This window comes from Variovorax sp. CAN15, from assembly GCF_030462475.1.
In the GTDB taxonomy this organism is placed as follows: Bacteria; Pseudomonadota; Gammaproteobacteria; order Burkholderiales; family Burkholderiaceae_C; genus Variovorax.
On sequence record NZ_JASMRZ010000007.1, the window covers coordinates 19,442 to 46,181 of the forward strand.

Genomic DNA, 26,740 nt, shown 5'->3' on the forward strand with positions numbered 1-26,740 from the left:
GCTGGTCCACGCCACGCCCGCATTCGTGCGCGACCACCCGGCGCGCGGTGCGGCCCGGCAGTTCCCCAAGGCGAAGTGCAACACTGCCGGCACCCGCCGTCGGGGCGCGGCGTGCGCACGCGCTGCTCAGACGACTACCTGTGGCTGCCGCTCGCAACCTGTCGCCGCGCCCTCGTCACTGGCGACAACGCCGTACTCGACGAGCCGGTGCGTTTTCTGCAGGGGTGGCCCCTGAAGGACGGCAAGGCCTCCTACTACGAACTACCGACCGAGTGCATCGAATCGGCCAGCTTGTACGAGCGCTGCGTGCGCGCCGTGGCGTATGTCCTGCGTTTCGGCGAGCATGGGCTTCCCTCGATGGGGACAGGTGGCTGGAACGACGGCATGGACCCCGTCGGTGCCGTGGGGCGGGGCGAGAGCGTCTGGCCGTCCTTCATCCTCGACACGGTGCTCACCCAATTCGGCCAGTTGGCTACTTGGCGAGGCGACGCATCGTTCGCGCGGCGCTTCGCCGTCGAATCGGTGCGGCTGCGCGCCGCGAGGGAGCAAAGCGACTCGCCGCGTGCCGTCGCGACCTACAAGACCGAGCCGTACGTCAGCGCATCGGATGTGTATGCGCCGGCGCCGCACGCAAGCCGTTGCGGCTGGGCCTGGTACACGGGGCCGGCTGGCTGGATGCCGCGTTTCATTCTCGAGTCGCTGTTGGGATTGACGGTGGAGTCGAACGGACTGCGGATCGCTTCCTGCGTTCCGAAAGACTGGGGCTCGTTTCAGTTGAACTATCGGTATCGCGAGACGCTCTACCGAATCGAGGTGTTGCCCACATCACGCGAAGGCGATGGTCCTGCGCCGATGCTGGACGGCACGGAGTCGTTCGGCTCGGCCATTCCCCTGATCGACGATCGCCGCGAACACGCGTTCGTTGTTCGCCTCAACCAGACGGGAGACTCGCGATGCAGATCGGCATGATCGGACTCGGACGCATGGGCGCCAGCATGGCAACCCGCCTGCTGCGCGGAGACCATGCATGCGTCGTCCACGACGCGCACCCCGAAGCGATGGCGCCTTTGGCGGCGCTGGGCGCGCGCAGCACGACTTCGCTGCAGGCCTTCGTCGCGGCGCTGGCGCCTCCACGCGCGGTGTGGGTGATGGTGCCGGCGGCAGTCGTCGACGATTTGCTCGCACAGTTGGTCCCGCTGCTGCAGCGAGGCGACATCGTCGTCGATGGCGGCAACTCCTACTACCACGACGACCTGCGCCGCGCCGCCGCGTTGCGCGAATCTGGTATCCAGCATGTCGACGTGGGCACCAGCGGCGGGGTTGCGGGGTTGGGGCGCGGGTATTGCCTGATGATCGGTGGCGAGGACACCGCTGTGCAGCGGCTCGCGCCGGTGTTCGCCACGCTGGCGCCGGGGCCTGGCACATCCGCGCCGACGCCGGGTCGGCGTGCCGACGCCGGCACCGCCGACCAGGGCTGGCTGCACTGCGGTCCACACGGCGCAGGCCACTTCGTCAAGATGGTCCATAACGGCATCGAATATGGCGTGATGGCGGCCTATGCCGAGGGCCTGAACATCCTGCGCGGCGCCAACGTCGGCAAGTCCGCGAGCGCCGCCGATGCAGAGACGACGCCGTTGCGCCATCGCGAGCTGTACCAGTACGACATGGACCTGCCCGAGATCGCAGAGGTCTGGCGTCGTGGCAGTGTGATCGGTTCATGGCTGCTCGACCTGACCGCAGCGGCACTGGCCGAGGACCCGGAGCTCTCGAAATTCGAGGGCCGTGTCTCCGACTCCGGAGAAGGCCGCTGGACCGTCCAGGCCGCGATCGACGAGGCGGTGCCGGTCCCGGTGCTGAGCGCGGCGCTCTACGCGCGCTTCAGCTCGCGTGGCGAAGCCGATTTCGCCAACCGCGTTCAGTCGGCCATGCGGCACGAGTTTGGCGGCCATCTCGAAAAGCCGGCTCCTGGCCCGGCGTCCAAGGGGGGCGCATGAACCATCAAACCCCAGCCGCGTCTTCCGAGGCGCGCATCCCCTCCGATGCGTTGGTGGTGTTCGGCATCACCGGCGATCTGGCACGCAAACAGATCTTTCCAGCGCTCTACGCGATGTGCAAACGCGGAACGCTGCGCGTGCCGGTGATCGGTGTCGCCTCGTCGGACTGGGGCATCGAGCATCTGCGGGCCCGTGCGATCGAGAGCATCGGGCACGACGATGACGGCGTCGACAAAGGCGCCCTTGACCGATTCCTCTCGCTTTTGCACTATGTGCGCGGCGACTACGCGGACCGGGCCACTTTCGATTCGCTCAAGCACACGCTCGGCGACGCGCAGCGGCCCGCGCACTACCTGGCCATTCCGCCGGCGCTGTTTCCGACCGTCATCGAAGGCCTGGGGGCGGCGGGCCCCGGGGCGAATGCCCGCGTGATCGTCGAGAAGCCTTTTGGGCGAGACCTCGCTTCAGCCCGCGAACTCAACCGCGTGGCCCTGGCGGTGTTTCCCGAAGACTCGATCTTTCGCATCGATCACTTCCTTGGCAAGGAGTCGATCATGAACATCCTGTACTTCCGCTTCGCCAATTCGTTCCTCGAGCCGATTTGGAACCGCAATCACGTGGCGAGTGTGCAGATCACGCTGGCTGAGCAGTTCGGGGTCGAAGGGCGGGGCGCTTTCTACGAGAGTGCCGGGTGCCTGCGCGACGTGGTACAGAACCACCTGTTCCAGATCGTCGCCTTGCTGGCGATGGAGCCACCGGCGAGCCGCGACTTCAAGGCTGTGCACCGCCACAAGGCCGACGTGTTCGCGGCCATGCGCCCGTTGCAGCCAGCCGACCTGGTGCGGGGCCAGTACCTCGGCTACCGCGACGAACCGCAGGTCGCCCACGACTCCGATGTCGAGACCTATTGCGCGTTGCGGCTCCACGTGGATTCTTGGCGCTGGGGCGGCGTGCCCTGGTACCTGCGTTCCGGCAAGTGCCTGCCGGTGACCGCTTGCGAGGTGGTCGTGCAGCTGAAAGCACCGCCGCAGAACCTGTTCGCCGACTCTGCGGTGCGCGAGGACGCGAACTATCTGCGCTTTCACCTCTCACCGCATTCGACGATTGCGCTCGCCGCGCGCGTCAAGCGCGCTGGCAAGGAATTCGTCGGGGATCAGCGCGAGTTCTCGCTGCTGGAAGAGGAGCCCGGCGAACAGACGCCCTATGAGCGGCTGCTGACCGACGCGATGGATGGCGACGGTGCGCTGTTCACACGCGAAGGGGCGATCGAGTCCGCGTGGGCGGTGGTGGAGCCGGTGCTGGCCAGGTATCCACCTGCCATTGGTTATGCGCCGGACACCTGGGGGCCGCCGGCCGCGAATCACCTGATCGCTGCCGATGGCGGCTGGCACAACCCCGAACCAGCGAGCTGAGGCCATGCCTCTGCCCATTGAAGACTACGCGCTGATCCGTGATGGCCACACCGGCGCGCTGGCGGGGCGCGACGGCCCGATCGATTGGCTGTGCCTGCCACGCTTCGACTCGAGCGCGTTCGGCTGCGGATGGAACTCGTCATCCGCTTCGACTGCGGCTCCATCGTGCCCTGGGTACGGCGCGCCAACGGCACCTTGTTCGCAACCGCCGGGCCCGACACGCTGGAGCTTCACACGCTGGTTCTCACATGCGGCGAGCACATGACTTCGACGGCCAGCTTCGAGGTTGGTGTCGGCGAGTGCGTTCCGTTCGTGCTCAACTACCGGCCGTCGCACGTGCCGGCACAAGAGCCCGTCGACGCGGGCAGCACATTGGCGCAGACGCACAGCCGTTGGCAGGACTGGTCGCAGCGGTGCAGCTACCAGGGAGGTTGACAGGAACCGGTGGTGCGCTCGCCGATCACGGCAAGGTAGAACGCGCCCTGCCCATGGACGGCAGCTGCGCCGAAGCCGTGATCGAGAAGTTCAGGCCTGAAAGTCTGGACGGCGGCGCGTGGGCGACCCGCTTGCAGCGCGTGGGCGTCGACGAGGCAGCCGGACTGTTGTCGCGTCACCATGGCCATCCAGCGTCGAGTGGCGGCAAAGCAAGGGTGCCGGGCGGATGTCGGCGAGCACGGTGATCGTGGGTAGCCTGAAGTTGTTGACAATGTCGCATATGCATCACGAGCCCAACTTCCTCGAAAATTTGCGCGCTGAACTTTCGGGCTGGCGGGTTTGGATAGATCGCTCGATCGTGCTGGGGTATGCGGTTGCGGCCGGTCTCTTCGTGGTGGGATTCACGATCGCCAGCGATTGGGCTTTCGGCCTTTTTCGCCAACTCTATGGCTCTCACGCCTGGGTCGTGCTTCTTTGGACGCCGGCTGCGGCCGCTGGCATCGTCTGGGCCACACGGCGCTGGTTTCCGGGTGCGGCTGGTTCGGGCATCCCTCAGATCAAGGCGGCACTTCACCCAGCATTGCCTCCCGAGCAGCGCGGCCTGTTCGCATCGTTGAGGCTGACACTGGCCAAGGTGGCTCTCGGAGTTGCGGGGTTCACCGCCGGGCTTTCGATTGGCCGTGAAGGGCCCTCGGTGCAGGTGGCCGCCGGTGTAATGCAGCACGCGCGCCGTTGGCTTTCGCCGAATTCGACCATCAACATTCACGCACTGCTGGTGGCCGGAGGCGCTGCTGGCATTGCCGCGGCCTTCAATGCACCTCTGGCCGGCATCGTGTTCGCGATCGAGGAGCTGTCGGGCCGTATCGAGGCGCGAACCAGCGGGGTCATCATCACGGCCATCGTGCTGGCCGGTTTGGTGGCGGTGTCGGCGTTCGGAAACCTGAGCTACTTCGGCGTGATCCGGGCCCCGCAACTGGGCTGGGGAGCACTGGGTCCCGGCCTTCTGGTGACCCTGGTCAGCGGCGCGGCGGGCGGCCTTTTCGCGCGGCTGCTGATTGCTTCGCTCACTGGGGCGCCGCAGCGCATGAATCGCTGGCGCGCGCGCTGGCCGGTGCGTTTTGCCGCTGCCGGCGGTCTGGTCGTGGCGGTGATCGGCCTGGTCACGGGGGGCGTTACCTTTGGTGCGGGCTCCGAGGCCGTCAAGCAGATGCTGGCCGGTCATGATGAACTTACACCTCTGTATACCCTCCTCAAATTCATTGCCACCTGGATCACGGCCTGGTGCGGCGTGCCGGGCGGCATCTTTGCTCCTGCGTTGTCCATCGGTGCGGGCATCGGCGACGGGATTGCCCGGCTGGCGGGCACCGACCTTGGGCCGGCGCTGATCGCCATGGGCATGGCAGGCTTTCTGGCAGCAGTGACCCAGGCGCCGCTGACTGCTTTCATCATCGTGATGGAGATGGTGGATGGCCACTCGATGGTGTTGAGCCTGATGGCGTGCGCCATGTTGGCAAGCCTGGTTTCGCGCATGATCAGTCGACCGCTCTACGACACCCTGGCCGAGCACATGGTGAACGGTGCCAATGCGTTGCGCGGGATAGAACCGGCGCCGCGGCCGTCGGCAGAGCCAACGACCAAGAGCGCCTGAGCCGCTTTCGGACAGATGCAGGCCACAGCGAAGTCATCTTGATTGCCTGAGCGAGGGGCATCCTGTGCGCGATGAGCGGCCGCGCGCCACAAGCACAGCGCGCAGTTCAAGGCCGTGGTTCTGACGGCATGTCGGAAATGGAATGCGTGACACCGTACAGACGTCGTGAGCTTTTGCCACGAATGTTCTCCCTTGAACCACAAGCTGCTGTGGCCCTGGATTGCAATTGAAGGAATCCGATGAATGTTCATGATGATCTTCTCGCTCTGGAAGAGCGTATCGGCAAGGCCTTGAAAGACTGCGAAACTTGGCGGGCAACAGGTTTTGGCGAAAAGTATCTCGAAGCCTACGATCTGGTCGAAGCCCTGCAGTTGCAGTTGCAGCTGCGGCAACGCCTTCGACTGCCCCCAGAGGCCAGGCCGAGTACGGATCTGCTGGCTCTGGGGACCCGTTGAGTTTTCTCATCGCAAAACCGCGGCATCGTTAAAATGCTCTGATGCACAAAGGCAGCCGCGTTTCCATGAAGCACCAGCCGGGCTATCCCGGTAGCCAGCTTCCGCGCGGCTACTTCTGCTCGGTAACCCCGCCCTAAGGCCATCCCTTCGCTTCGCTGCGCTCTTCAGCGCACGCATCTGTGCAAGCTCGTTCCGCTTGCGATCGTCTCCCTCTGAATACCTGAGGCCGCCGGCATGCCCGGCGCAGTCTCCATTTTTCCCATGCTCCTTTCATGCATCCGCAGGGACTGGCTCTCCAACGTGCGAGGCGACCTCCTGGCCGGCCTCGTCGTGGCACTCGCTCTCATCCCAGAGGCCATCGCCTTTTCCATCATCGCGGGCGTTGATCCCAAAGTGGGTCTGTACGCCTCTTTCAGCATGGCCGTGGTTATCGCCTTCGCAGGTGGACGCCCAGGCATGATCTCCGCCGCGACGGGGGCCATGGCGCTCGTCATGGTCCTCCTGGTCAAGGAGCACGGGCTTCAGTACCTTCTTGCCACGACCGTACTCACAGGTGTCCTCCAGATCGTGGCCGGGCTGCTCAAGCTGGGCTCGCTGATGCGCTTCGTCTCGCGCTCGGTGGTGACCGGCTTCGTCAACGCGCTGGCTATCCTGATATTTCTTGCGCAGTTGCCAGAGCTGACGAATGTCACCTGGGTGGTCTATGCGATGACCGCCGCAGGTCTGGCGATCATCTACGGCTTCCCGTACATCACGCGTGCGATTCCCTCACCGCTGGTGTGCATCGTGGTGCTGACCATCGTTGCCATCGTGCTGAAGCTGGACATTCGTGCCGTGGGCGACATGGGGAGGCTGCCGGACAGCCTGCCGATCTTCCTGCTGCCGGACGTGCCGCTCGACTTCGAAACCCTCAGGATCATCTTCCCGTATGCGCTGACGCTGACCGTGGTTGGTCTGCTCGAGTCGATGATGACCGCCGCCATTGTGGACGACCTGACAGACACGACCAGCAACAAGAACCGCGAATGCATGGGCCAGGGCGTGGCCAACATCGCCACCGGCTTCATCGGCGGCATGGCCGGCTGCGCCATGATCGGCCAGTCGGTGATCAACGTGAAATCGGGCGGCCGCGGCCGGCTCTCCACCTTCTGCGCGGGGCTGTTTCTCCTGATCCTGATCGTGTTCCTCGGCCCCTGGGTCAAGCTGATACCGATGGCGGCGCTGGTCGCCGTGATGATCATGGTCAGCATCGGTACGTTCAGCTGGGATTCGATCCGCAAGCTGCGTGAGTACCCTCCGAGCTCCTCGCTGGTGATGATCGCTACCGTGGCCGTCACTGTCTCCACGCACGACCTGGCCAAGGGCGTGTTCGTCGGCGTTCTGCTGTCGGGCATCTTCTTCGCCCACAAGGTCGGCCGCGTGCTGCGTATCGACCGCACTAGCGACGCCGAGGGCCGCCTGCGCAACTACTCCGTGGTCGGCCAGGTCTTTTTCGCCTCGTCCGAGACTTTTGTCGGCGCGTTCGACTTCAAGGAAGTGGTCGAGACGGTCCGGATCGACGTGAGCGGCGCCCATTTCTGGGACATCACGGCCGTCAGTGCGCTGGACAAGGTCCTCCTCAAATTCAAACGCGAAGGCACCGAGGTCGAGGTCATCGGCCTCAACGAGGCCAGCGCCACACTCGTGGACCGCTTTGCCATCCACGACAAGCCCGGCACTGTCGAAAAACTCACGCACTGAAGGATATGCGCCATGAACAAGGGTTGCGCCTGTATTGATGGGTTCGGCAATACCGCTGCCGTGATCGACTGGGCCGCCTGGTCGGCGCTGCGGCTTGATATCCCTGTGGAATTCCTGCATGTGCTGGAACGAGACCCGGGTCGGAGTGCGGTCGGCGACTGCAGTGGCGCCGTCGGGCTCGGCGCCCAGGAGTTCCTGCTGCAGGAGCTGAGCGAGTTGGACGGAAAACGCAGCAAAGTGGCCATGGAGAGCGGCCGCCGCTTGCTGGCTGCCGCCCGCCAACGGGCGCATGCCGCGGGGATTGCGCGTCAGGACGCGCCTGCGCCATGGCGAGTTGGTGGAAGGCGCGCCCGATGCCGAGCCTGACACATGACTGTTGGTGCTGGGCATGCACCACCGCGCAGAGACGCACGGCAGGATTCATCTCCACCACCGTGCGGAGCGCGTCATCAGCTCGATCAAGCGCCCGGTGCTTGTCATTACGGGCGATTCCCTTCGCGGCGCCCACCCGATTCGTCATCGCCTTCGACGGTAGCCCTGTCGCCCGCAAGACGGTCGAAACCGTTACGCGCAGCCCGATGAGGACGGGCCTTCCGGTGCTGCTGGCTATGGTCGGCTCCGGTGCGCCCGAGGCCCGACGTCAAGTGGAAGATGCCTGCCTTGTGCTCGAGACAGCCGGCTTCGTTGCGGAGACGGAACTGGCACCCGGTGAGCCCGAGGATGTCCTTCCTGCGCTGATATAAGTAGCTCACTTTGCTTGCAGGTAGCATGCCGGGGTCGACAGCGCACCGCACGATCAACTCTTTCCACTGATGTCCGCCGTCGTTCATCACGGCGGCGCAGGCGCTACGGCGGCAGGATTGCGGGCAGGCAAGCACACCGTGATCTGTCCTTTTTTTCGGAGACCAACCCTTCCGGGGGGCGTCGTGTCGCGGCGCCGGGCGCGGGACCGGGTTTTGACAGGCCCTCCGTGCGGGGCCAGTTACACTCGGAAAAAGGGTGCGGACTCGCGCGATGCGGTACGCAGGTTCATGCGCTGGTCGGGCCGCCACGCGGAATTGAAACGTCAGCACCTGATGCAAGAACCCGCCATCCAATACATCGCCGCAGCCCTTTTTGCTGTGGCGCTCCTCCATACCTTCACGGTCAAGCAGTTCGAGCGCCTGTCGCACCGTTTTCCGCGGCATGCCGGCATGTTTCACTTGCTGGGCGAGGTCGAGGTCGTCTTCGGGTTCTGGGCCATCGTGCTCGTTCTTTCGATGGCGCTGGTGGTCGGCGGCGATCAGGCGCTGACCTACGCCGAGTCGCGCAACTACACAGAACCGCTCTTCGTCTTCGTTGTCATGGTAGTGGCTGCGTCCCGGCCAGTGCTGATGACGGTCATGTCCAGCGTGAACACCATTGCGCGCGTATTGCCGTTGCCTACGCCGATTGCGGTGGCCTGGCTCGGGCTCGCGGCTGTTCCGCTGCTCGGATCCCTGATCACCGAACCGGCGGCCATGACCATTGCTGCGCTGATGCTCGCGCCGCAGATTTTCAGATCACAGGTGCCCGAGTCTCTGAAATACATGGCCTTGGGGGTGCTGTTCGTCAATGTGTCGATCGGAGGCACGCTAACTTCCTATGCCGCGCCGCCCGTTCTGATGGTCGCCTCAACCTGGCAGTGGGACAGCGCGTTCATGGTTGTCACCTTCGGCTGGAAGGCCGCGCTGGCTGTGCTTGTGAATGCCACCGTCGCCACGTATGTGTTGCGCAAGCACTTGCCCGTTGTCTCTGCAAGTGCGGCGTCTTCCGGTGCGCGGGTGCCGATTCCGGTAGTGTTGACACACCTGATCCTGCTCGCTGGCATCGTGATATTCGCGCACCATCCGGTGGCCTTTCTCGGGCTCTTCCTGATGTTCCTGGGGTTCACACAAGCCTACGAGCGGCATCAGAACCCTCTGATCATCAAGGAGGCGCTGCTTGTCGGCTTTTTCCTGGCTGGCTTGGTGGTGCTTGGCGGAATGCAGCAGTGGTGGTTGCAGCCGGTGGTGTCCGGCTTGGAGCCGGTGGCCCTGTTCTTCGGCGCCCTCGGGTTGACAGCCATCACGGACAACGCGGCGCTGACCTATCTGGGATCGCTCATCGCGGGAATCTCGGACGAGTCGAAATACATGCTCCTGGCCGGAGCGGTGGCTGGCGGTGGACTGACGGTGATCGCCAATGCGCCGAACCCGGCAGGCGTTGCGCTTCTCAAGAAGGGATTCTCCGACGAGACGATCGGCGCTGGCGGCCTGCTGCTCGGAGCGCTCGGGCCGACGATGGTCGCTGCCGCAGCGTTCATGCTCTTGTAGAAGGCTGAACCGGGGGACGGCGCATCGCGCGAGGCGGCTGTTCAAACCGCTCGGGCCGTCCATCCTTTTCTAGACTGCCGCGGCGCGATCTGGCGGAAGTTGCGGCAATCACGAGCGAGCGGAAAGCACGCGGCAACCCGAAGACGATGGCCCGTCGCCTCGATCGATGAACGTGTCCTTGAGTGGCGTGGTTGGGGTGCACCTCAAAACAACGAGGCGCTGCGCCATGGATGACCTCGCCGTTGCAGGCTTGCTGATCGTCAGCTCGTTCCTCATTCTTGGCAGCGGTGCCTGGATCGGCCTCACCCTCTCGGGGGTGGCGTGGATCGGCATGGGGTTCTTTTCGTCGCGCTGCGCCGGGATGCGATGGCCTGGGGATCTGCTTCCAGCTGGACATTGACCGCGATGCCACTCTTTGTATGGATGGACGAGATCCTGTTTCGCACCAGACTATCGCAAGACATGTCATGACGGGGCGCCCGCTGCCGCACATCGCGAAGGTGACACTGCCCATGTTCTTGTAGATGGTTCTGGCCGTGCTGCTCATCTACTTCGTGCCCGGAATCGTGACCTGGCTCCCGCAGCAAATGCCCCTGTAAGGCAGACAGCCAGCCAAGTTCCGCGGGCATGCGATCGCGACCTCCGCGAAGAGGCCATTGGCGTCGGAGGTCGCTTGCCGGTCTCGTTCGTGAGCATGCAGGCCGCGAGGGCGGCGCAGGAGCGGCCGCGCAGCGATGACAATGGCGTTCCAAGCAGCTAGGGAATCTGGAATGCTCGACATCGCCGCCACCTGTCTCGTTATCACGGCCCTTCTGGCATACCTGAATCATCGTTTCATCAGATTGCCGACGACCATTGGCGTCATGGTGATTGCCTTGGTTCTTTCGCTGGGCATCGTCATGCTCGATGCGCTGGGCTTGGATCACGGGTTGCGGCAGTACGAGGAATCCTTCGTCCGGTCGATCGATTTTTCGGACGTGCTGATGCAGGGAATGCTCTCGCTGCTGCTGTTCGCAGGTGCGCTTCACGTGGACATTAGCGAACTGAAGGCCTATCGATGGCAGGTCGGCGTCTTGGCACTCGTCGGCACCCTGGCTTCGACCTTGGTCGTCGGCTTCGGCATGTACTTCGTGCTGCCCTGGGTCGGCATCAAACTACCGTTGCTTCAATGCTTGCTTTTCGGCGCGCTGATCTCCCCTACCGATCCGATTGCCGTGATGGGTATCCTGAAATCGGCCGGCGCCCCCAAAAATCTGGAGTTGGTGGTCGCCGGTGAGTCGCTGTTCAACGACGGCATTGGCGTGGTGATTTTTGTCCTGATCCTCGGCATGGTGACGAGCGGCAGTGCACCAACGGCGGGCGTCGCATTCGAGCTGCTGGCGCGCGAAGCCGGCGGTGGAGTCGTCTTCGGCCTCGTGCTCGGCTACATCACTTATCGGATGCTCAAGAGCGTGGACCAATATCAGGTCGAAGTGCTCCTGACACTCGCCGCCGTGCTGGGCGGCTATGCGCTCGCAAGCCATCTTCACATCTCAGGACCCCTGGCCATGGTCGTCACGGGGCTGATGATCGGTAACCGCGGCCGGGCGCTGGCCATGTCGGACACCACGCGGCGCTACATCGACATGTTCTGGGAACTGCTCGACGAAATCCTCAATGCGGTGCTGTTCGTATTGATCGGGATGGAAGTGCTCTTGATTGCGTTCACTGCACCGCTCCTTGTCGGTGGCGTGGCAGCTGTTGCTGTGACGCTGCTGGCGCGGTGGCTGACGGTCGGTGTGCCTGTCGGCGCGCTTGGGAGTTTCTTTCGACTTCCGGCGGGGTCTTCGCGCGTGCTCACCTGGGGTGGACTGCGCGGCGGCATTTCCGTGGCGCTCGCTCTGTCGTTGCCCGCTGGGCAGGAACGTGACACGATCCTCGCGCTGACCTACTGCACGGTGGTGTTCTCGATCCTGGTGCAGGGATTGACCATTGGGCGAGTGATCAAGCAAACCATTGCAACGGGTTCCGCCGGCAAGTAAGGACCTCTTCCCGCCCAGGGGGAAGGCGGTCTGGCCAGAGTCGGCTGATCGCGGCGAAGGTCCCCGAAGCACGCCGCGTCGTGACTCAGTCCGGGGTTTGGCTGGCCAGCCGCACGACCTCCGCGAGCTCGGAGAGTTGGTCGGCGTGCTGCGCCGCCAGGCGCGCCAACTTCTTTCGACCAGCGGCAAGCAGATGCACCTCGACTTGCCGGCGATCGACAAGGCTCGGCTTCCGCTTGACGAGCCCCGCCTCTTCGCAGCGCGACACCAGCGCGACCACGCCATGCGGCTGAGCTTGCAGGCGCTCGGCGAGCTCTCCGATGGTGGCCCATTGGCGACCGGGAAAACCCTGGGTGTGAAGCATCAGTTGGTACTGCAGCACCGTGATGCCCTCGGCCCGTGCGGCGTCTTCGCTGAATCGCAGAAAGCTGCGCAGCCTGAAGCGGAACTCGGAGAGTGTTTCGAAGCGCTGCTTTTCGAGAGCGCCTTGATCGTTCGACATGTCGTTTCTTGAAAGTGGCCGCCGAATGTATCAGCCCGATCGCAGAACGCACAGGGTTATTACTCACGGCGTGATATAAATAATCTCATAACATGACATATCTGATCGGCAGCTGACCAAGCGCGGTCATGCAGCCTCATCTCGCCTGCAAGGCTCGCTGCGAGCTAGCGGGTGTTCGGCGTTGCCGAAGCCGTGCCTTTTCTTTGTCCGAACTTCCCCGCCATTCCATGAAGATCAAGAGTCAGAAGGACTTCCTGTCCGGTGTCATGTTCATTTGTGTCGGCCTCGCATTCGCGATCGGCGCCACGAATTACCCGATAGGCTCCGGCGCCCGAATGGGGCCGGGTTACTTTCCGTTGGTGCTTGGCATCCTGCTCGTGATCGGAGGAGCGATCGTCATCTTCGGCGCGCTCAAATTCAATACGCCCGACGGCGATCCGATGGGGCGGATCGCGTGGAAGCCCCTGGTGCTGATCATCGGCGCCAACCTTGTGTTCGGGCTGCTCCTGGGAGGGTTGCCGACGCTGGGCGTCCCCGCAATGGGCCTGTTGATCGCGATCTACGCGCTGGTCGTGATCGCCAGCATTGCCGGACCCAGGTTTTCGTTGAAGACGTCGTTGATTCTCGCGACGATTCTGGCGATCGGGAGTTACCTCACCTTCATCGTCGGCCTGAGTCTGCAGTTCCAGGTCTGGCCCACTTTCATCACAGGCTGAGGACGATCGCATGGAACTGATCAACAACTTGTCCATCGGCTTCGAAGCTGCATTCACGCTGCAGAACCTGGTCTATGCGTTCATCGGCTGCCTGCTTGGAACGCTGATCGGGGTGTTGCCTGGCATCGGCCCCGTCGCAACGATTGCCATGCTGCTACCGGCAACCTACGCGCTTCCACCTGTGGCAGCGCTGATCATGCTGGCTGGCATCTACTATGGCTCGCAGTACGGCGGTTCGACCACGGCGATCCTGGTCAACCTGCCCGGAGAATCCTCATCGGTGGTGACCGTGATCGATGGCCACCAGATGGCCAAGCAGGGGCGAGGAGGGCCCGCGCTCGCGGCAGCGGGCCTTGGCTCGTTCTTCGCTGGCTGCGTCGGCACGCTCGTTCTTGCAGCGTTCGCGCCACCGCTGACAGAGCTGGCCTTCAAGTTCGGTCCCGCCGAATATTTCTCGTTGATGGTGCTGGGCCTGATCGGTGCAGTGGTCCTGGCGTCCGGTTCGCTGATCAAGGCCATCTGCATGATCATGCTGGGTCTGCTGCTGGGGCTGGTTGGCACAGACGTGAATTCGGGCGTGGCTCGCTACAGCTTCGACATCCCGGAGCTCACCGACGGCATCAGCTTCATCGCGATCGCAATGGGTATCTTCGGCTACGGCGAGATCATCGCAAACCTCTCCCAGAGCGAAGACGAGCGTCAGGTCTTCACTGCCAAGCTCCAGGGCCTTATGCCGACGCGGGAAGACTTCAAGAACATGTTCCCTGCCGTGCTGCGCGGCACCGCGCTCGGCTGCACGCTCGGAATTCTTCCAGGGGGCGGCTCGCTCCTGTCGGCGTTCGCCTCCTACACGCTGGAAAAAAAGCTCAAGCTGAAGCCTGGCGAGATCCCTTTCGGCAAGGGCAACATCCGCGGGGTGGCGGGGCCGGAGTCGGCAAACAATGCGGGGGCGCAGACCTCGTTCATTCCGCTCCTTACCCTCGGCATTCCGGGCAACCCCGTGATGGCATTGATGGTCGGGGCCATGACCATCCACAACATCCAGCCGGGCCCGCAGGTCATGACGAGCAATCCGGAGCTTTTCTGGGGTCTGATCGCATCGATGTGGATCGGGAACCTGATGCTGATCGTGTTGAACCTTCCACTGATCGGCATCTGGATCAAGCTGTTGTCCATTCCCTATCGATGGCTGTTCCCCGCCATCGTCCTGTTCTGCGCCATTGGCGTGTATTCGACGAACAACAACACGTTCGATGTCTGGATGGTCGGCTTCTTCGGTGTTGTCGGCTACGCGTTCATCAAACTCGGCTGCGAGCCGGCCCCCTTGTTGCTGGGGCTGATCCTGGGGCCGATGATGGAGGAAAACCTTCGGCGTGCCTTGCTGCTTTCACGAGGCGATTGGAGCGTGCTCGTGACACGCCCGATCTCGGCGACCCTACTGGTCTGCGCGATGCTGCTGCTGATCATCGTCCTCTTGCCAGCTGTCAGATCCAAGCGCGAGGAAGCGTTTGTCGAGGAGGGCTGAATATGACGTTGACTCACTGGAGCGCGGGAAGGCTTTGCAGATTCGCAATCCTGTTGCTGTCTGCGGGGCTGACTGCCTGCGGAGTGCTCGGTCCTTCGCCGCGAGCCGATCCAGTGCCCGTCTTGTCCGCCCATGACGAAACGCCTGCTGCCGCGTCCGCGCCCCTGCCGGGTAGGGAGCCAGAATTTGCATGGCCCGCGAAGGGCGCGGTCGTCGGCCGCTTCGACGGTCAAGCGAATCGCGGGGTGGACATCGCCGGCAAGCCGGGCGACGCCGTTATGGCCGCGCGCGACGGCCGGGTGGTGCTTGTGAGCAATGCGCTTGCCACTTACGGGACGATGATCGTCCTCATGCATGACGAAGCCCTGCTGACGGCCTACGCTCACCTCGACAAGACGCACGTGAAAGAGGGCGAGACGGTGCGCAAAGGCCAGCGCATTGCCGACATGGGACACAGTGCGGCTGGCGACATGGAGCTGCACTTCGAGATTCGCGAGCGAGGCGTGCCGGTCGATCCATTGCCATATCTGCGCGCCCGCTCGCATTGACGTCGCGGCTTTCCCGCAGGCCTGGAGTGCCGTTAGGGGGTCATGTCCGAACTGGTGAAAAGCCGTGTGGCGCACCAAGCGATACGCGCAGGCTCAACTCTGAAGAAAGTCGATTTCAGCTTTGCAATATCTTGAAAACATCAATTGGGAGCGGTGGAGTGCTCCCGCGCTCGCAGGACTGCGGATCGTACTGATCGTGGCAGCTGCCTGGGTCTCCATCAGCCTGCTTCAGCGCATGGTTCGCATGGTGCGCCTGCGCGTCGAAGGACGGTTGGGCGGTACAGATGGTGCCCGTCGCGCGGAGACGCTGGGACGCGTCGTGCGATACCTCATCGCGCTGGTCATCAGTGCGGTTGCGGTCATGCTGGTGCTGGCGGAAGTCGGCGTCTCTCTCGCGCCCATTCTCGGCGCGGCAGGCGTCGTTGGCCTGGCCATCGGCTTTGGCGCACAAAGCTTGGTGAAGGACTACTTCACCGGGTTCTTTCTCCTGTTCGAAGACCAGATCCGCACTGGCGATGTCGTCAAGATCGCGGGCATCGGCGGCTCCGTCGAGGACATCACGTTGCGGCATGTGCGCCTGAGGGACTACGACGGCAACGTGCATTTCATTCCAAACGGGATGATCACGTCGGTCACCAACATGTCGCGCTCCTTCGCCCAGGCTGTGGTCGATGTCGGTGTGTCCTATCGCGAGAATGTCGACGAGGTGATGGCGCTGATGTGCAAGGTGGCCGGTCAACTGCGTGCGGACCCCGAGCATGCGGGCCGGATCCTCGCCGACCTGGAGATGGCCGGCGTCGAACGGCTCGACGACAGTGCCGTGGTCTTGCGTTGCCGCTTCAAGGTGGCGCCGCTGCAGCAATGGACCATCAGGCGTGAATTTCTCCGGCGGCTGAAGGCGGCATTCGACGATCAGGGCATCGAGATCCCGTTCCCCCATGTCACCGTGTACGCGGGCGCCGGCAAGGATGGATCGGCTCCGGCACTTCCATTGCGCGTCTCGGGCGACACCGGTGCCACGCTCCCGGCCACAGAGCCTTCGCTGCCATGACCTCTGCCGAGCGGCGGGTATTTCCCGATACGACTTTCTTTCCTTGCCGCCAGAGTCGTGGTCTTTGCCGCAGCGGCAAGTGATCCGGTTCGAATCGAGCCTTCAAGACTTCAATGGAGACCGCCATGCACCACCCCATCCACTTGTCTCGCCGCACACTGACGCTCGGCGCCGTGGGAGCGGCCGCCCTGGCGGCGCTGTCGCCGGCCAGGGCCCAGCAGAAATTCATCAACATCCTGACTGGCGGGCAGAGCGGCGTCTACTACCCGATGGGTGTGGCGCTGTCGCAGATCTACGGCAAGGCCATTCCTGGTGCGAAGGTGACGGTGCAGTCGACCAAAGCCTCTGCGGAGAATCTCAACCTGCTGCAGGCTGGCCGCGGGGAGATCGCGTTCACGCTCGCCGACGCGTTGTCCGACGCCTGGAAAGGCAACAAGGACGCGGGTTTTGCCACACCGCTCAAGAAGTTGCGTGCCGTCGCAGGGATCTACTCCAACTACATACAGATCGTGGCAAGCGCTGATTCGGGGATCAAGACCATGGCGGACCTGAAAGGGAAGCGCATTTCGGTCGGAGCCCCCAAGTCGGGCACCGAGCTGAACGCGCGTGCCATCCTGAAGGCTGCGGGACTGACCTACGCCGACTTCTCCAAGGTGGAATATCTCGCGTTCGGCGAATCGGTCGAACTCATGAAGAACCGGCAGCTCGATGTCACCTTGCAGTCCGCGGGCCTTGGCGTGGCCTCGATCCGCGACCTCGCGACGAGCGTGAAGATCGTGGTGGTGCCGATCCCTGCAGAGATGGTCGCCAAGGTCGGCGATGCCGCCTACCAGCCGGCCACGATCCCTGCCAACACCTATGACGGCCAGACCGTCGACATGCCGACCGCGGCGATCAAGAACTTCCTGGTCAGTCATGAAGGGGTTCCGGCCGACGAGGTCTACGCCATGACCAAGAGCATGTTCGAGAACCTCGATGCACTTGTGGCTGCGCACAATGCGGCAAAAGGCATCAAGCGCGAATCGGCAATTGCCGGCACCACGGTCACATTCCATCCTGGCGCCGAAAAGTACTACCGTGAGATAGGCCTTCTGAAATGAACGCACCGACCGCGCCAGCGCACGCGCCGGGCGTTGTCGACGCGGCCTCGCAGGAGACAGAGACTGCCGATCCTGCGGCATTTTCGGGCGCGTTGTTCTGGGTGGCCGTGGCCTTCTCGGTCTTCCAGATCGTCACCGCCGCGTTCAGTCCGCTGTCCAGTTCCGTGGTGCGGGCGGTCCACGTCGGATTTCTGTTGCTGCTGGCATTTGTCCTGTATCCGCCCCTGCGCCAACGTTGGCTGGGATGGTGCATTGGAGCCGCTGCATTCGCCACCGGCATCTATCACTGGGTGTTCGAGGCTGACCTGATCCAACGCGCGGGAGACCTTACGACATCCGACATGATCGCCGGCATCCTTGTCATCGTGCTGGTATTCGAAGGGGCACGCCGGATCATGGGGCTCGCGCTACCTTTGATCTGCGCGATGTTCCTTGCCTACGGCCTCTTCGGGCAGTACCTGCCCGGCGGGCTGGCCCATCGGGGCTACGGCCTGGACCAGATCGTGGGTCAACTGAGCTTTGGCACCGAAGGCATCTACGGCACGCCGACCTACGTGTCGTCCTCCTACATCTACCTCTTCATTCTGTTCGGCGCCTTCCTGGAGCAGGCAGGGATGATCACGCTGTTCACCGACTTCGCGCTCGGACTGTTCGGGCATACCAAGGGGGGGCCGGCCAAGGTCGCCGTCGTGTCTTCGGGGCTGATGGGTACGATCAGCGGCTCCGGCGTCGCCAACGTCGTGACGACAGGACAATTCACGATACCTCTCATGAAGCGCTTCGGCTACAACGCCGCATTTGCCGGCGGGGTCGAGGCGACGTCCAGCATGGGAGGCCAGATCATGCCGCCCGTGATGGGGGCGGTGGCCTTCATCATGGCCGAGACGATCGACGTGCCCTACGTGGAGATCTGCAAGGCGGCGGCCGTTCCCGCCCTGCTGTATTTCCTCACCGCCTTCATCATGGTTCATCTCGAGGCTGGACGCCGCGGGCTCGTTGGCATTCCCAGGGATCAATGCCCGGACCCGTGGGCCGCGATCAAGTTGCGCTGGTACCTGATCCTTCCGCTGGCAGTGCTCGTATGGCTGTTGTTCTCCGGCTATACGCCGCTGTTTTCGGGAATGGTGGGATTGGCATTGACCGTCGTGCTGATCTTTGGTGCTGCCATCACGGTGCGCTTCGGCGGCAACACGCTGCGCGCCATCTTCTGGGTCCTGATCGGTCTGGCCGCGTCGGCGTTCTTCAAGTACGGCATTGGCGCGATCATCGCGCTGGCCATGGCGATGGCGGGCGCCCTGTGGTTCCTCAAGGGTGGTCGGGCCGCCCTGCGTGCTGCACTGAACTCCCTGGCCGACGGTGCCAGACACGCATTGCCGGTGGGCATTGCGTGCGCCCTTGTCGGTGTGATCATCGGCGTGCTCACTCTGACCGGTGCCGCCACGCTGTTTGCCGGCTACATCATCCAAATTGGCCGGAACAGTCTGTTCCTGAGCCTCGTGCTCACGATGCTGGTCTGTCTGGTCCTGGGCATGGGCATTCCGACAATCCCCAACTACATCATCACCAGCTCGCTCGCGGCGCCTGCGTTGCTGCAGCTCGGCGTGCCATTGATTGTTTCCCACATGTTCGTGTTCTATTTCGGGATCATGGCCGACCTCACGCCGCCAGTGGCTCTGGCCGCGTTCGCGGCAGCGCCCATCGCACGCGAATCGGGTCTGAAGATCGGGATGCAGGCGCTGCGAATTGCGATTGCCGGCTTCGTCATTCCATTCATGGCGGTCTACGCACCGGCCCTGATGCTGCAGGGCGGGACGTGGCTGGATACGGGCTATGTCGTGGTCAAGGCCATTGCGGCCATCTTGCTCTGGGGCGGTGCAACGCTGGGTTACTGGGTAGGGCCGTTGCGCTGGTACGAGCGGATCTGGGCCTTCACGGCGGCGGGCTTTCTCGTCGCCGCACTGCCGGCTACGGATGAAATCGGCATTGGCATGACGGCCGCGCTGATGCTGTTGCACGGCCTGAAGCAGCGCCGCGCACGCGGCGCCGCGCCCTGAGCATGGCCGCTGTCGCCGCACTGTGCCTGGTGGCTGGCGCTCTGCATGTGGTCATTCCCGAAGACCACTTCACCCTGCGCTGGCAGCATTCGATCGAGAAGATCGAATGGGACGAAGACTATGCGGTCGTCGGCGGGTGGCTCATGCTGAATGAGGCTCGAATTCGAGGATCGGGGGCAGGCATGGAGCCGCCGCCCGGGGCATGGTTCCATGACGGCGTCTGGCACTACAAGCTGCGCGATCCTTGGCGTAAGGAAGTTGTCCTGGCCCGTTCTCCCTATGTGCGTGACTACGAAGTGTGCACGCAGCGCGGATGCGCATCGATGGGGCGGTGGATTCCCGTGTCTGCCGGTACCACGGTTCTGTCGGCGTGCGCGGTCGGGCGCTGACACAGACGCTGCCGGGTTTTGCGTGGAGGGAGACGAAATCCATCCCATGACCGCAAGTCCCGCATCTGCAAAACCCGGGGTGATTCACGCAAGCAAGACGCTGCCGTTGTTACCTGCCTGGCGATCCGCGCGGCGTAGGTGCCTGCTGTGCCGCGCAACGCATTTGCAGTTGTTGGAAATGTGACCGCCAAGCCACCGCCTCGAGCCATTCTCCAACCGAAAGGCTCAGTCGGGTCGTTGTTTTCCCGTTCGCGACGTCGACCAGCTTTACCAAAAAATGACCGCTGTCGGAGTCTGTACCCAGAATGACATTGGTAGAGCGCAAGGACAGCAGAAGGCCCGTCGGCCCGGGGGTGTCGAGTTTCGACAAAACCAGATGACAAGGGTCGCGGATCATCAGCTTGCGCTTCTCGCCTGCAAGTGCGTGGTTCAACAATTGCAGATGGGTGGAGACGCTCATGCTCCTGTCGCCTGGTCGATCGCCGCGGGGGTATCCGTCGCGGCATGCCACAAGCAAGGCAAGAATCGTCAATGCTAGGCAAAGTGCGGCGTTTCGTGCGACGACAGAATTCATCGAGATGGCTTTCCTGGGGTGGGGAGGCGCTACGTCATCGCCATTGCCCCGTGCACTTCGCCCAACTGCAATCGGCAACGAAGCGTTTAGACACGCCTCCACGGGTGCGTACAACCAGGTCGCGGTTCGAAGGTTTGCGATGGGGCGTGCCTGAGTTTCGCGGGACTGGCCTATGCCTAGACATAAACGATAAGCGATTTCAGGCGCAGCCCCTATCCTGAATGAAATGAAGAGTCTTTTCCAACTTGGAATGCGGCACCGCAGCGTGGCGAGCGGCGATAGATTTCAACATTGCGGCATGACCAAGTTTCCATTGCGGAAAGGCACAGTAGCCATGATGGCTGCGGGCCTTGGAGCCGCTCGAGAATGTTCCTCCGATGGAGTGGTTCAGTCATGAATGCCCGAATTCGCAAGCTTCTCAATCAACTCGGCGAGACCTTCTGGCTCGTACCTGGCGCCATGGTGCTCGCGGGGATCCTGCTCTCGATCGCCTTGCTGAACGTCGATCGCAGCGGCCGCTTGCCCGCATGGCTGACCGAAAGCAACTGGTTCTATAACGGGGGTGGCACCGGCGCACGGACCTTGTTGGGAGCGATTGCATCGTCGACGATCGGGGTCGCGGGCACGGTGTTCTCCATCACCATTGCCGCCTTGTCACTCGCCGCCGGGCAGATGGGGCCACGCTTGCTGCGCAATTTCACGCGTGACCGTGGCGTGCAGATGACGCTGGGTGCATTCCTCGGTACTTTTTCTTATGCCCTGATGGTGCTGCGCAGTGTCAGAACCCAGGAGGAGGGGTCTTTCACACCGCACCTTGCGTTGAGCCTCGGGATTTTGCTGGCCTTCGCCTGCGTTGCGACTCTTGTCTATTTCGTGGCACACATGGCCAATCGGATCAATGTCGACACGGTGGTCGAACTGGTAAGCGATGACATACGCAATGCGATCGAATCCACGGTGACCGACAAATTGCAGGCAGAGCCGCCACCTGCAACGTTCTGGTCCGCCTCGACTGTCATCGTCGATGCAAGGCGCGGCTACCTGCAGCAAGTCGATGAACAAGGCCTCGCAGACTGGGCGGCGAAGAACGGCACGGCCATCCGGCTGCTCGCCCGCAAAGGCGATTATGTCTTTCCGGGTGCGCCGATTGCAGTAATGTCCGTCCATGTGCCGGAAGCGGAGGAGGCGGTGCGCAATGCCACGGCCCTGGGGGTCGCACGGGGCAGCGCCGGTAATGCCGAACACGCCGTCCGGCAACTGGTTGAGGTGGCGGTGCGCGCGCTGTCTCCCGGCATCAACGATCCGCACACCGCCATGAGCGTGCTCGATCGGCTGGGTGCTACGCTCTGCGACCTTTCGGGCACCCATTTGCCGAGCGGTGTCACGTTACGCGAAGGAGCGGTTGCGCTCGTGGTACCGAGCGTGACTTATCGCAGTCTCGCGGATGTCATGTTTCACATGATTCGCCAGAATGCCGCAGGCAGCACTGCCATGATGATCAGGCTGTTGGACGTGCTCACGGCCGTGGCCGCCTGCGAGTCCGATCCTGCGCGCAGGGAGGTGCTGGCGCGCCACGCGGATCTGGTCTGGTCAGATGCACGGCGTGGCATCGGCAACGAGTGCGACCTGGCCGACGTCGGCCGCCGGTATGCCACGTTTCGGCTCATCCTTGCCCACGGTGTGATCGGCGCCATAGGCGCGCTGGCCCACTAGGTCTGCTCGCGATCGGAGCCTGTCATGAATTTTGTGTTCGAGGCATGGCCTGACAACCAGGAGCATGTATGCCGATGAGCAAGACAAAAGCGAAGAACGCGGTGATCGCCGCCCGGATGGCGGCACTGCCGTCGAATCCCAAGGAACTGATTGACCGGTACTTGGCTGGTCCGATGACCGGCGAGGCCGTCAATGAAGCGACTGCTGCGCTCAAGAAGGCGCTCATCGAGCGCGCGCAGGGCGCCGAGTCGTCGCGCCATCTGGGCTACCCCAGTGGTGCCGCCACTCCCTTAGGCGAATCGATCCTGCAACGTATGGTCATGCGTTCGGGAGTCGCCCAAAAAACACGCTATAATCGAAAGCTTAGCGGCTGTAGCTCAGCTGGATAGAGTACTTGGCTACGAACCAAGGGGTCGTGGGTTCGATTCCTGCCAGCCGCACCATCTTGAAAATGCCTGGAAGATTTGTCTTCCGGGCATTTTTCTTTTCCGGGAGTACGTTTAGATTCGCCCCTGAATAGTTCAGGGAAGGGCTCCAAAGCGGGCTATAATTGCAAGCTGTGCGGCTGTAGCTCAGCTGGATAGAGTACTTGGCTACGAACCAAGGGGTCGTGGGTTCGATTCCTGCCAGCCGCACCACTATAAAGAAAGCCCGCAACGCAAGTTGCGGGCTTTTTTCTTTTCGGAGGATCAGTGTGAACAAGGCATTCACCAAGGAAACGGATTCCGACGGAGACGACGATGACACCGATGGCGTTTCGCCTCCGCTGCCTGCGGGCGGCAAGAACTACATCACTCCCGAAGGCTACGCGCGTCTGCGCGACGAATTGCTGCAGCTGATGGATGAGGAGCGCCCGAAGATCGTCGAAACCGTCCATTGGGCTGCCAAGAACGGCGACCGCTCGGAGAACGGCGACTACCTCTACGGCAAGAAGCGCCTGCGCGAAATCGATCGCCGCATCCGCTTCCTCACCAAGCGCCTCGAAATCGCGGAAGTCACCGACCCATCGGTTCACCATGGCCGCGATCAGGTCTTCTTCGGCGCCACGGTCCTCTATGCCGATGAGGCCGGCGAGGAGCGCAGCGTCACCATCCTCGGCATCGACGAGGCGCAGAGCGCGAAGTCGCAGGTCAGCTGGATTTCGCCCATCGCGCGGGCGTTGCTGAAGTCGCGTGAAGGCGATGTCGTGAAACTGGTGACGCCCGGCGGGGCGCACGATGTCGAAATCCTGTCCGTGAGCTATCCGGCGCCGCGACCGGCCGGAGCGTAGCAGCCGGCGAACGGACGCAGCCTCAGGGCGCGGGGACAGTCCTGGAGGCGGTCAGTACCGATGCCGTGCGCCGCGCCGCGCGCAGCACCGCATCCAGATGCGCACGGTCGCGCACGGCGATCACGAAGCGCAGGTCGGTCGAGTCCTGCGGGGTTTCGTCAGCCATTTCCACGTGCGTGATGTCGGCTTCCGCATCGGCCAGCGTGGCTGCGACACGTGCCAGCACGCCCTTGTCGTTGCGCACGGTGATGACAACACCGGTTTCAAAAGCACGCGTGGGCTCATCCGCCCATTCGACGGCGAAGAAGCGCTCACTGTCCTTGTGGCGCAGCCGCTGGCCGACGCCGCATTCTTCGGTGTGCACCACCAGGCCTTCTCCATGGCCGAGATATCCGACGATCGAGTCGCCAGGAATCGGCCGGCAGCACAGCGCAAAACGCACCGACGAGTTCTCGCTGCCATCCAGCGTCACGGCGCCCTGCGACACCGTCTCGTGCGAGATGAAGCGCTCGCGACTCAACAGCAGCGCGTCGGGCCGTTCGCCGAGCTCGGTGAGCATCGCCACCAGCCGCTTCGCGACGATGCTCGCGATGCGCTTGCCCAGGCCGATGTCGGTCAGCAGCTCCGAGCGTGTGCGGTTGCCGGTGAAGCGCAGCAGCTTTTCCCACAGCGCCTGGTGCTCTTCGTCGTCCTCCGGCAGCTTGCTCAGGCCTTCGGCGCGCAGCGCCTGAGCGAGCAGCTTCTCGCCCAGGCCCTCGGACTCGGCGTGCGCCAGGGTCTTCAGGTAATGGCGGATCTTGGAGCGAGCCCGGCCGGTGCGCACGAAGCCGAGCCACGCTGGATTCGGCGTCGACACGGGCGCCGTGATCACCTCGACCACGTCGCCGTTCTTGAGTTCGGTGCGCAGCGGCACCTGGTCGCCGTTGATGCGTGCGGCCGAGGTGTGATCGCCGATGTTGCTGTGGATGGCGTAGGCGAAGTCGACCACCGTGGCTCCGCGCGGCAACGCCATGATCTGGCTCTTGGGCGTGAACACGTAGACCGCGTCGGGAAACAGGTCGACCTTGACGTGGTCCCAGAACTCGGCGGCGTCGCGGGTCTCGTCCTGAATGTCGAGCAGAGACTGCAGCCACTTGGTGCCCAGCCGGTCGTTGCTGGCAGCGCTCGGCTCGGCCGCCTTGTAGAGCCAGTGCGCGGCCACGCCCGATTCCGCCACCACATGCATGGCCTCGGTACGCAGCTGGAACTCCACGCTCACCCCGGCCGGACCCACGAGCGTGGTGTGCAGCGACTGATAGCCATTGAGCTTGGCGATCGCGATGTGGTCCTTGAACTTGCCCGGCAGGGGCTTGTACATCTGATGCAGGATGCCAAGCCCGGTGTAGCAGGCGATCACGTTCGGCACGATCAGGCGGAAGCCGTAGATGTCGGTCACCTGGGCGAAGCTCAGGTGCTTTTCTTCCATCTTGCGGTAGATGGAATAGAGCGTCTTCTCGCGGCCGGCGATCCGCAGCGTCATCCCGGCGGCGGAAAAGGCGGCCTCGACTTCCTTTTGTACCTTCTGGATCAGGTCGCGTCGTCGGCCGCGTGCCTTGGCGACGGCCTTCGACAGCGTGGCATAGCGCCACGGTTTCAGATGACGGAACGACAGCTCCTGCAGTTCGCGGTAGGTCTGGTTCAGCCCCAGCCGGTGGGCGATTGGCGCGTAGATGTCCAGCGTCTCGCGCGAGATCCGGCCCCATTTCTCGCGGGGTGTGTCGGCGAGCGTGCGCATGTTGTGCGTGCGGTCCGCCAGCTTGACCAGGATGACGCGAACGTCGCGCGCCATGGCCAGCAGCATCTTGCGGAACGACTCGGCCTGATTTTCCTCGCGAGTATTGAACTGCAGCTTGTCGAGCTTGGTGAGCCCGTCGACCAGGTCGGCGACCGGGGCGCCGAAGCGCTCGATGAGTTCGGGCTTGGTGACGCCGCAGTCCTCGATCGCGTCGTGCAGCAGGGCGGCCATCAGCGCCTGCGCGTCGAGCTTCCATTCGGCGCACTGCGCCGCAACGGCGATGGGGTGGGTGATGTACGGCTCGCCGCTGTTGCGCAGCTGCCCCAGGTGCGCCTCGTCCGCGAAGCGGTAGGCGCGGCGGACCAGCTCGGTGTCTTCGGGGCTCAAGTAGTCCAGCCGCGCGGTCAGTGCAGCAAAGCTCGCAGCGGCCGCATTCAGCGCCGCCGGGCTCGGCTTCGGCGTGCCTTTGGGGGCATGGGACTGAGATTTGGCGACCGCGCTCATGCCTATCACTTTAGCGTGACCGATGTGTGGGTGCCTCCGGCCATAAAAAAAGCACCGCTTTGCGGTGCCTTTTCGTTGCAGGGCTGCGTCAGATCAGCCCGGCACCTTCTTGAGCATTTCGAGGCCGATCTTGCCTTCGGCGATCTCGCGCAGGGCAGTCACGGCGGGCTTGTTCTTGCTCTCGATCTTGGGGGCGTGGCCCTGGCTCAGCATGCGCGCACGGTAGGTGGCGGCCAGGACGAGCTGGAAGCGGTTCGGAATGTTGACGAGACAATCTTCGACGGTGATGCGGGCCATGATGAGGATCTTTCGGTCGGTCTGGGAGCGGTGGGCTCGGAAATCAGGGGATGTTCAGTGCGGCGAAGGTGTCGGCACGCGCTCGGCGTTGCGCGGAATACCGCAGCCGCTGAGCGTGGACGATCGCCTTGAGATCGAAAAGTGCCCGCTCAAATAACTCGTTGATTATAACGAAGTCGAATTCCCCGGCTTGCGCCATCTCTTCCGCGGCGTTCTTCAGGCGCAATTCGATGACCGAGGCGCTGTCCTCGCCGCGCCGTTCGAGCCGGGAGCGCAGCTCTTCCCAACTGGGCGGCAGGATGAAGATCATGACTGCGTTGGCGAAGGTCTTGCGGATCTGCAGCGCGCCCTGGAAGTCGATTTCAAGGATGACGTCGGCCCCCTGGGCGATGCGGTCTTCGACGGCCTTCTTGGAGGTGCCGTAGCGGTGGCCGTGCACATGGGCCCATTCCACGAAGCCGTCGGCCGCGATCATCGCGTCGAACTCGCTCGGCGAGGCAAAGAAGTACTCGCGGCCGTGCTTTTCCTGCCCGCGCGGCGACCGCGTCGTGTGCGACACCGAAGGCTGCACCGCCGAATCGAGCTCCATCAGCGCCTTGACCAGGCTCGACTTGCCCGCGCCGCTGGGCGCCGCCACAACGAAGATATTGCCGGGGTAATCCATTCTTTCGCTCGTCTTCGTCGT

24 protein-coding genes, 2 tRNA genes and 2 pseudogenes are annotated in these 26,740 nt (G+C 63.4%); 23 read left to right on the forward strand and 5 right to left on the reverse strand.

What is annotated here, in order from left to right:
• The first annotated feature begins 75 nt into the window (after positions 1-75).
• From QMO14_RS07790 to QMO14_RS07840, 11 genes and pseudogenes are all read left to right on the forward strand, one after another.
• Positions 76-969, forward strand: coding sequence for a hypothetical protein (locus tag QMO14_RS07790; protein ID WP_301505795.1), 894 nt, complete (start codon positions 76-78; stop codon positions 967-969).
• A complete protein-coding gene (gene gnd, locus QMO14_RS07795) occupies positions 954-1,994 on the forward strand; it encodes a phosphogluconate dehydrogenase (NAD(+)-dependent, decarboxylating) (protein WP_301505796.1) in 1,041 nt (346 codons plus the stop codon). Before QMO14_RS07790 ends, gnd begins: the two co-directional genes overlap by 16 nt.
• Complete coding sequence (zwf, locus tag QMO14_RS07800; protein ID WP_301505797.1) at positions 1,991-3,406, forward strand: glucose-6-phosphate dehydrogenase; 1,416 nt, start codon at positions 1,991-1,993, stop codon at positions 3,404-3,406. The genes gnd and zwf overlap by 4 nt, the downstream gene beginning before the upstream one ends.
• Before the next feature lie 129 nt (positions 3,407-3,535).
• Positions 3,536-3,841: a hypothetical protein gene (locus QMO14_RS07805; RefSeq protein ID WP_301505798.1), complete on the forward strand. Its 306-nt coding sequence runs from the start codon at positions 3,536-3,538 to the stop codon at positions 3,839-3,841.
• Positions 3,842-4,121: 280 nt separating this feature from the next.
• Positions 4,122-5,489 carry a chloride channel protein gene (locus QMO14_RS07810; RefSeq protein WP_301506020.1) on the forward strand — a complete coding sequence of 456 codons (1,368 nt, stop codon included), beginning with the start codon at positions 4,122-4,124 and terminating at the stop codon, positions 5,487-5,489.
• A 239-nt stretch (positions 5,490-5,728) separates the two neighbouring features.
• On the forward strand, positions 5,729-5,944 hold the full coding sequence (locus QMO14_RS07815; protein WP_301505799.1) for a hypothetical protein: 216 nt from the start codon (positions 5,729-5,731) through the stop codon (positions 5,942-5,944).
• A 261-nt stretch (positions 5,945-6,205) separates the two neighbouring features.
• Positions 6,206-7,684 (forward strand): SulP family inorganic anion transporter, encoded by a 1,479-nt coding sequence (locus QMO14_RS07820; RefSeq protein ID WP_301506021.1) that lies wholly within the window; start codon positions 6,206-6,208, stop codon positions 7,682-7,684.
• A 12-nt stretch (positions 7,685-7,696) separates the two neighbouring features.
• Positions 7,697-8,050 carry a hypothetical protein gene (locus QMO14_RS07825; RefSeq protein WP_301505800.1) on the forward strand — a complete coding sequence of 118 codons (354 nt, stop codon included), beginning with the start codon at positions 7,697-7,699 and terminating at the stop codon, positions 8,048-8,050.
• Positions 8,051-8,760: 710 nt separating this feature from the next.
• On the forward strand, positions 8,761-10,017 hold the full coding sequence (locus QMO14_RS07830) for a putative Na+/H+ antiporter (protein ID WP_301506024.1): 1,257 nt from the start codon (positions 8,761-8,763) through the stop codon (positions 10,015-10,017).
• Between the two features lie 226 nt (positions 10,018-10,243).
• Positions 10,244-10,482, forward strand: a pseudogene (locus QMO14_RS07835) (C4-dicarboxylate ABC transporter permease); the annotation flags it as partial.
• A 305-nt stretch (positions 10,483-10,787) separates the two neighbouring features.
• Positions 10,788-12,038, forward strand: coding sequence for a sodium:proton antiporter (locus QMO14_RS07840; RefSeq protein WP_301505801.1), 1,251 nt, complete (start codon positions 10,788-10,790; stop codon positions 12,036-12,038).
• Positions 12,039-12,123: 85 nt separating this feature from the next.
• On the opposite strand, the gene QMO14_RS07845 is transcribed toward QMO14_RS07840, so the two are convergent.
• Positions 12,124-12,540 (reverse strand): MarR family winged helix-turn-helix transcriptional regulator, encoded by a 417-nt coding sequence (locus tag QMO14_RS07845; RefSeq protein ID WP_301505802.1) that lies wholly within the window; start codon positions 12,538-12,540, stop codon positions 12,124-12,126.
• A 227-nt stretch (positions 12,541-12,767) separates the two neighbouring features.
• Here QMO14_RS07845 and QMO14_RS07850 point away from each other — a divergent pair, with 227 nt between their 5' ends.
• From QMO14_RS07850 to QMO14_RS07880, 7 genes are all read left to right on the forward strand, one after another.
• Positions 12,768-13,256, forward strand: coding sequence for a tripartite tricarboxylate transporter TctB family protein (locus QMO14_RS07850; protein ID WP_301505803.1), 489 nt, complete (start codon positions 12,768-12,770; stop codon positions 13,254-13,256).
• A 10-nt stretch (positions 13,257-13,266) separates the two neighbouring features.
• On the forward strand, positions 13,267-14,781 hold the full coding sequence (locus QMO14_RS07855) for a tripartite tricarboxylate transporter permease (protein ID WP_301505804.1): 1,515 nt from the start codon (positions 13,267-13,269) through the stop codon (positions 14,779-14,781).
• A gap of 2 nt (positions 14,782-14,783) precedes the next feature.
• Positions 14,784-15,329 carry a murein hydrolase activator EnvC gene (locus QMO14_RS07860; RefSeq protein WP_301505805.1) on the forward strand — a complete coding sequence of 182 codons (546 nt, stop codon included), beginning with the start codon at positions 14,784-14,786 and terminating at the stop codon, positions 15,327-15,329.
• Positions 15,330-15,450: 121 nt separating this feature from the next.
• A complete protein-coding gene (locus QMO14_RS07865) occupies positions 15,451-16,380 on the forward strand; it encodes a mechanosensitive ion channel family protein (protein ID WP_301505806.1) in 930 nt (309 codons plus the stop codon).
• A gap of 125 nt (positions 16,381-16,505) precedes the next feature.
• On the forward strand, positions 16,506-17,480 hold the full coding sequence (locus tag QMO14_RS07870; RefSeq protein ID WP_301505807.1) for a TAXI family TRAP transporter solute-binding subunit: 975 nt from the start codon (positions 16,506-16,508) through the stop codon (positions 17,478-17,480).
• Complete coding sequence (locus QMO14_RS07875; protein WP_301505808.1) at positions 17,477-19,534, forward strand: TRAP transporter permease; 2,058 nt, start codon at positions 17,477-17,479, stop codon at positions 19,532-19,534. Before QMO14_RS07870 ends, QMO14_RS07875 begins: the two co-directional genes overlap by 4 nt.
• 2 nt (positions 19,535-19,536) lie before the next feature.
• A complete protein-coding gene (locus QMO14_RS07880; RefSeq protein ID WP_301505809.1) occupies positions 19,537-19,923 on the forward strand; it encodes a DUF1850 domain-containing protein in 387 nt (128 codons plus the stop codon).
• 109 nt (positions 19,924-20,032) lie between these two features.
• Here QMO14_RS07880 and QMO14_RS07885 read toward each other — a convergent pair whose 3' ends face one another.
• Positions 20,033-20,383 (reverse strand): hypothetical protein, encoded by a 351-nt coding sequence (locus QMO14_RS07885; protein ID WP_301505810.1) that lies wholly within the window; start codon positions 20,381-20,383, stop codon positions 20,033-20,035.
• 507 nt (positions 20,384-20,890) lie between these two features.
• Here QMO14_RS07885 and QMO14_RS07890 point away from each other — a divergent pair.
• The 5 genes and pseudogenes from QMO14_RS07890 (at position 20,891) to greB (ending at position 23,480) form a co-directional block, all read left to right on the forward strand.
• The gene (locus QMO14_RS07890) at positions 20,891-22,210 is read left to right on the forward strand and encodes a DUF2254 domain-containing protein (protein ID WP_301505811.1); all 1,320 of its coding nucleotides are present in this window, start codon (positions 20,891-20,893) and stop codon (positions 22,208-22,210) included.
• A gap of 68 nt (positions 22,211-22,278) precedes the next feature.
• A pseudogene (locus QMO14_RS07895) lies at positions 22,279-22,500 on the forward strand (IS256 family transposase); the annotation flags it as partial.
• A 76-nt stretch (positions 22,501-22,576) separates the two neighbouring features.
• Positions 22,577-22,653: transfer RNA gene (locus tag QMO14_RS07900), tRNA-Arg, on the forward strand.
• A 118-nt stretch (positions 22,654-22,771) separates the two neighbouring features.
• A tRNA-Arg gene (locus QMO14_RS07905) sits at positions 22,772-22,848 on the forward strand.
• 56 nt (positions 22,849-22,904) lie between these two features.
• Positions 22,905-23,480, forward strand: a complete 576-nt coding sequence (gene greB / locus QMO14_RS07910; protein ID WP_301505812.1) for a transcription elongation factor GreB — start codon at positions 22,905-22,907, stop codon at positions 23,478-23,480.
• Between the two features lie 22 nt (positions 23,481-23,502).
• On the opposite strand, the gene QMO14_RS07915 is transcribed toward greB, so the two are convergent.
• The 3 genes from QMO14_RS07915 to gmk all read right to left on the reverse strand — a co-directional run bounded on the left by QMO14_RS07915 (position 23,503) and on the right by gmk (position 26,719).
• Positions 23,503-25,758 carry a bifunctional (p)ppGpp synthetase/guanosine-3',5'-bis(diphosphate) 3'-pyrophosphohydrolase gene (locus QMO14_RS07915; protein ID WP_301505813.1) on the reverse strand — a complete coding sequence of 752 codons (2,256 nt, stop codon included), beginning with the start codon at positions 25,756-25,758 and terminating at the stop codon, positions 23,503-23,505.
• Between the two features lie 93 nt (positions 25,759-25,851).
• A complete protein-coding gene (gene rpoZ, locus QMO14_RS07920) occupies positions 25,852-26,055 on the reverse strand; it encodes a DNA-directed RNA polymerase subunit omega (RefSeq protein ID WP_007835875.1) in 204 nt (67 codons plus the stop codon).
• 43 nt (positions 26,056-26,098) lie between these two features.
• On the reverse strand, positions 26,099-26,719 hold the full coding sequence (gene gmk / locus QMO14_RS07925; protein ID WP_301505814.1) for a guanylate kinase: 621 nt from the start codon (positions 26,717-26,719) through the stop codon (positions 26,099-26,101).
• Positions 26,720-26,740 lie beyond the last annotated feature (21 nt).

Excerpts from the sequence above, each read along its gene's own strand:
- gnd (WP_301505796.1), top strand. The coding sequence starts at position 954 with ATGCAGATCGGCATGATCGGACTCGGACGCATGGGCGCCAGCATGGCA.
- zwf (WP_301505797.1), top strand. The coding sequence starts at position 1,991 with ATGAACCATCAAACCCCAGCCGCGTCTTCCGAGGCGCGCATCCCCTCC.
- QMO14_RS07805 (WP_301505798.1), top strand. The coding sequence starts at position 3,536 with ATGGAACTCGTCATCCGCTTCGACTGCGGCTCCATCGTGCCCTGGGTA.
- QMO14_RS07810 (WP_301506020.1), top strand. The coding sequence starts at position 4,122 with ATGCATCACGAGCCCAACTTCCTCGAAAATTTGCGCGCTGAACTTTCG.
- QMO14_RS07815 (WP_301505799.1), top strand. The coding sequence starts at position 5,729 with ATGAATGTTCATGATGATCTTCTCGCTCTGGAAGAGCGTATCGGCAAG.
- QMO14_RS07820 (WP_301506021.1), top strand. The coding sequence starts at position 6,206 with ATGCTCCTTTCATGCATCCGCAGGGACTGGCTCTCCAACGTGCGAGGC.
- QMO14_RS07825 (WP_301505800.1), top strand. The coding sequence starts at position 7,697 with ATGAACAAGGGTTGCGCCTGTATTGATGGGTTCGGCAATACCGCTGCC.
- QMO14_RS07830 (WP_301506024.1), top strand. The coding sequence starts at position 8,761 with ATGCAAGAACCCGCCATCCAATACATCGCCGCAGCCCTTTTTGCTGTG.
- QMO14_RS07840 (WP_301505801.1), top strand. The coding sequence starts at position 10,788 with ATGCTCGACATCGCCGCCACCTGTCTCGTTATCACGGCCCTTCTGGCA.
- QMO14_RS07845 (WP_301505802.1), bottom strand. The coding sequence starts at position 12,540 with ATGTCGAACGATCAAGGCGCTCTCGAAAAGCAGCGCTTCGAAACACTC.
- QMO14_RS07850 (WP_301505803.1), top strand. The coding sequence starts at position 12,768 with ATGAAGATCAAGAGTCAGAAGGACTTCCTGTCCGGTGTCATGTTCATT.
- QMO14_RS07855 (WP_301505804.1), top strand. The coding sequence starts at position 13,267 with ATGGAACTGATCAACAACTTGTCCATCGGCTTCGAAGCTGCATTCACG.
- QMO14_RS07860 (WP_301505805.1), top strand. The coding sequence starts at position 14,784 with ATGACGTTGACTCACTGGAGCGCGGGAAGGCTTTGCAGATTCGCAATC.
- QMO14_RS07870 (WP_301505807.1), top strand. The coding sequence starts at position 16,506 with ATGCACCACCCCATCCACTTGTCTCGCCGCACACTGACGCTCGGCGCC.
- QMO14_RS07875 (WP_301505808.1), top strand. The coding sequence starts at position 17,477 with ATGAACGCACCGACCGCGCCAGCGCACGCGCCGGGCGTTGTCGACGCG.
- QMO14_RS07880 (WP_301505809.1), top strand. The coding sequence starts at position 19,537 with ATGGCCGCTGTCGCCGCACTGTGCCTGGTGGCTGGCGCTCTGCATGTG.
- QMO14_RS07885 (WP_301505810.1), bottom strand. The coding sequence starts at position 20,383 with ATGAGCGTCTCCACCCATCTGCAATTGTTGAACCACGCACTTGCAGGC.
- QMO14_RS07890 (WP_301505811.1), top strand. The coding sequence starts at position 20,891 with ATGAATGCCCGAATTCGCAAGCTTCTCAATCAACTCGGCGAGACCTTC.
- QMO14_RS07915 (WP_301505813.1), bottom strand. The coding sequence starts at position 25,758 with ATGAGCGCGGTCGCCAAATCTCAGTCCCATGCCCCCAAAGGCACGCCG.
- rpoZ (WP_007835875.1), bottom strand. The coding sequence starts at position 26,055 with ATGGCCCGCATCACCGTCGAAGATTGTCTCGTCAACATTCCGAACCGC.
- gmk (WP_301505814.1), bottom strand. The coding sequence starts at position 26,719 with ATGGATTACCCCGGCAATATCTTCGTTGTGGCGGCGCCCAGCGGCGCG.